The sequence below is a fragment of the Paracidovorax sp. MALMAid1276 genome, from assembly GCF_049198005.1.
GTDB lineage: Bacteria > Pseudomonadota > Gammaproteobacteria > Burkholderiales > Burkholderiaceae_C > Acidovorax.
Map to the genome: position 1 here is coordinate 1 of NZ_JBMIRS010000224.1, position 3544 is coordinate 3544.

Genomic DNA, 3544 nt, shown 5'->3' on the forward strand with positions numbered 1-3544 from the left:
GCCACTCCAGGCGCTCGATGTAGGTCTTGGGGCGGAAGTTGCCCTCGCTGTCGAAGTCCGTGATGGGGAAGGACAGCAGGCCGGAGCCCATGATGGTTTTGAGGTCTTGGGGGGTCATGTCAGTGCAGTGCGGGGCAATAACGGAAAGGCTTGTCGTGTTCGTTCACGTTGTCTCAGTCGAGCTTGATGTTGGCGGCCTTGACCACGGTGGCCCAGCGCGCGCGCTCCTTGCTGAAGAACTGGTCTTGCTCGGCCGGTGTCATGGTGACCACTTCGGCACCCTGGCCGGCCAGGCGTGAGCGGATCTCGGGCGAGCGGATGGCGGTGATGAGGGCCTGGTTGAGCTTTTGCACCACGGCCTCGGGCGTGCCGCGCGGCACCAGAATGCCTTGCCAGGTGCCGGATTCGAAACCGGGCACGCCCTGCTCGGCAATGGTGGGCACGTCGCCGATCAGCGGCATGCGGGTGGCCTTGGACACGCCCAGCACCTTGAGCTTGCCGCTTTGCACATGGGGCAGAGTGGCGAGCATGCCGTTCATGAGGATCTGGGTCTGGCCGGCCACCGTGTCCTGGATGGCGGTGACGCCGCCCTTGTAGGGGATGTACTGCCAGCGCGCGCTGGCAGCGCGCTCCAGGGCCACGCCTGCGACATGCGGGGCGCTGCCGGTGGCCGTCACGGCAAAGTTCAGATCGTTCTTCTTGGAGTACGCCACCAGCTCCTTGAGGTTGCTGACCGGCACCGAGGGGTGCACCACCAGCAGGTGGGGCGAATAGGCCAGCATGGTCACGCCGCGCAGGTCCTTGGAGGGGTCGAACGACAGCTTGGTGTAGACCGAGGGGCTGATGGCCAGCGCGCCCACGTCGCACAGCAGCATGGTGTAGCCGTCGGGCTCGGCCTTGCTCACAAAGTCCGCGCCCAGGTTGCCGTTGGCGCCGGGCTTGTTCTCCACTATCACGCTTTGCTTGAGCGCCTCGGCCATCACCTGGCTGATGGAGCGCGCAATGATGTCCGAGCTGCCGCCGGGCGGGTAGGGCACGACGATGCGCAGGGTCTTCGCGGGCCAGTCGGCGGCGTTCTGGGCCAGCGCGCTGGTGTTGGCAAGGGCGCCCAGGGTGGCAAGGCAGGCGAGCACGGCGGTGCGGCGGATCAAAGGCATGGCAGGGTGTCTCCGGTGGGTGTCATGTTGTTAGTCATCGTACAACTAGTCGCAGCTAAACACAAGCAGAACTTTCGAATTTCTGCGGACAATCCACAAATCCAAGGGTTTCCTCTAGGCTGATTTACCAGTGGAAGCTATGCGCAGCAAGTCGCTGATTGGTGGGCGCAGGCTGCGGGTAATCCCTGCATGCAGGGCTGCGCAGTTCGGATAACAATGCACCATGTTGTACGACAACGCATGACTATGGCTGCCGTCCAAACATCGTTCAGTGCTGACAGCCAGGACGTTTCGGTGTTCGAAGTCGCGATCGTGAACCTGTCCTGAACCCCCCCGACCCCTCATCCAGCCCTTCCCATTCCATTTCATTCCACTCCCGGAGACAACAGCATGCAACGCAGAACCCTCATCCACACCGCTGCACTGGCCGCCGCCTTGGGCGCGCTGGCCAGCCTGCCCGCCGCCGCCCAGGGCACCTGGCCCACGGGCAAGCCCATCACCTATGTGGTGCCGTTTGCCGCTGGCGGCACCACCGACACGCTGGCCCGCTTGATCGGCCAGCAACTGGGCCCTGCCCTGGGCACCACCGTGGTGGCCGAGAACAAGGGCGGTGCGGCCGGCAGCATCGGCTCGGAAGCGGCTGCGCGTGCGGCACCCGACGGTTACACGATGCTGGGCGGCACGGTCAGCTCGCACGCCATCAACGTGAGCCTGTATCCCAAGCTGGGCTATGACCCGATCAAGTCGTTCAGCCCCGTCACGCTGATCGGCACCAACCCCGTGGTGCTGGTGGTGGCTGCCAGCAGCCCGCACAAGACCCTGAAGGACGTGCTGGCAGCCGCCAAGGGCCGCCAGGGCGGGCTGTCGTCCGCCTCGGCCGGCACGGGCAGCTCGCAGCACCTGGCGGTGGAACTGCTGGCCTACAAGTCGGGCGTCAAGTTCACCCATGTGCCCTACAAGGGCAGCGGCCCCGCCATCCAGGACGTGATCGGCGGCCAGGTGGACATGATGTTCGACACCACCGTGGTGGCTGCGCCCCACATCCAGAGCGGCAAGCTGCGCGCCATCGCCGTCACGTCGGCGCAGCGCCTGGCCTCCATGCCCGACGTGCCCACGGTGGCCGAATCCGGTGTGCCTGAATTGAAGGACTTCCAGGTGCAGTCGTGGCAGGCCATCTTCGTGCCCGCAGGCACGCCCGCGCCCATCGTGACCCGCCTGCACGACGAGATCCGCAAGATCCTGGCCCAGCCCGACATGCAGACCCGCCTCAAGGGCTTTGGCATGGAACCTGCCGACCTGAACACCACGCAGATCGCCGCCTTCCAGAAAGCGGAAGTAGACAAATGGGCCCAGGTGATCAAGGCCGCGAACATCAAGGTGGACTGAAGACGCGTCCACCCAGTCCTGAAACCCTTTTCTCCCAGTGAAGACTTGGCGGAGCGGCCCTCGGGGCTGTTCCGCCTTTTTTCTGGGGATCAGGTTGTCGTTGGGGGGGCCGGCGCTGTCGCCACCGACCGGGGGCTCAGCGTCCAGTCCGGGTGCTGCCCCGTCAGCAGCAGAAACATCGCAAACACCGGCCCCTGCATGTTGCGCTCGTCGCTCATGCTCTCCAGCGCCTGCCAGGTGCGCGACTGCACGCCGCCCCGGCTGCCGGTCTGCAGCGGGTAACCCATCAGCTCGGCCGCCTGGGCCTGGCTCAGGCCCGCCGCCACGCGGGCGGCTTTGAGTTGCTCGCCAGTGGGCACGGGCATCGTCAGGTGAATGGCGGGAGCGGTGGAGTGGGACATGTGATGCTACTAAAAGGTGAGCTGTCAGCGCTTATCTGGTAAGCGCTGGAGGGTATTTTTATTGATATTTTGGGTGGGTGTTAAGCCTCGCGTTGCGCGGGGCGCGGGGCGCGGGAGGGCTCGGCGGATTGTCCCTCAGCCCGTCGTCACCTCGTGCTGCAGCATCTGCGCAAAATACGACTCGGGCCGGATGTTGGTGTAGTTGGGCACATCGGCCGCCAGCTCGGCCAGGGTCTCTTTGGCAGCGGCCTGGGCGTGCTGCAGGTCGCCGAAGAACGCATTGGTCAGCGCCACCACCTGGCCGGGGCGCGGCTCGCCCGGGTACAGCACGCGGTCGCTTTCGAGGCGCAGCAGGCCCCGCGGCTGCAGCGCCGCGCGGGCGATGCGCATGTGCTCCGAGTGGTAGTAGTCGTGGTTGAAATGCGCGCCTTCGTGCCAGCGGTAGACGGCGGTGACCTTGATCATGGGTGGGGTCCGATCGTTATGCCGGGCCACCATGGCCCGTGCGTGGCGCAACGGTAAGCGGCGTGCCGCAGCGGCCACAGCCGCCTGGGCGACAGGGTGTCGCGCAGGTTCTTAGGGGCATGAGCCCATGCGGCG

At 65.7% G+C, this 3544-nt stretch carries 4 protein-coding genes and 1 pseudogene; 1 reads left to right on the top strand and 4 read right to left on the bottom strand.

Annotation, left to right across the window (positions count from 1 at the left end; all coding sequences use genetic code 11):
* Together ACOQFS_RS18460 and ACOQFS_RS18465 are read right to left on the bottom strand one after the other, a co-directional pair.
* Nucleotides 1-118 (bottom strand): annotated as a pseudogene (locus ACOQFS_RS18460) (5-dehydro-4-deoxyglucarate dehydratase); the annotation flags it as partial.
* A 55-nt stretch (nucleotides 119-173) separates the two neighbouring features.
* The gene (locus ACOQFS_RS18465; protein ID WP_421564290.1) at nucleotides 174-1157 is read right to left on the bottom strand and encodes a Bug family tripartite tricarboxylate transporter substrate binding protein; all 984 of its coding nucleotides are present in this window, start codon (nucleotides 1155-1157) and stop codon (nucleotides 174-176) included.
* Between the two features lie 390 nt (nucleotides 1158-1547).
* On the opposite strand from ACOQFS_RS18465, the gene ACOQFS_RS18470 reads away from it, so the two are divergent.
* Nucleotides 1548-2543, top strand: a complete 996-nt coding sequence (locus ACOQFS_RS18470; protein ID WP_421564291.1) for a Bug family tripartite tricarboxylate transporter substrate binding protein — start codon at nucleotides 1548-1550, stop codon at nucleotides 2541-2543.
* Between the two features lie 89 nt (nucleotides 2544-2632).
* Here the strand turns inward: ACOQFS_RS18470 and ACOQFS_RS18475 are convergent, their stop codons facing one another.
* Nucleotides 2633-2944, bottom strand: coding sequence for an XRE family transcriptional regulator (locus ACOQFS_RS18475; RefSeq protein WP_421564292.1), 312 nt, complete (start codon nucleotides 2942-2944; stop codon nucleotides 2633-2635).
* Between the two features lie 135 nt (nucleotides 2945-3079).
* Nucleotides 3080-3409, bottom strand: coding sequence for an EthD family reductase (locus ACOQFS_RS18480; RefSeq protein WP_421564293.1), 330 nt, complete (start codon nucleotides 3407-3409; stop codon nucleotides 3080-3082).
* Nucleotides 3410-3544 lie beyond the last annotated feature (135 nt).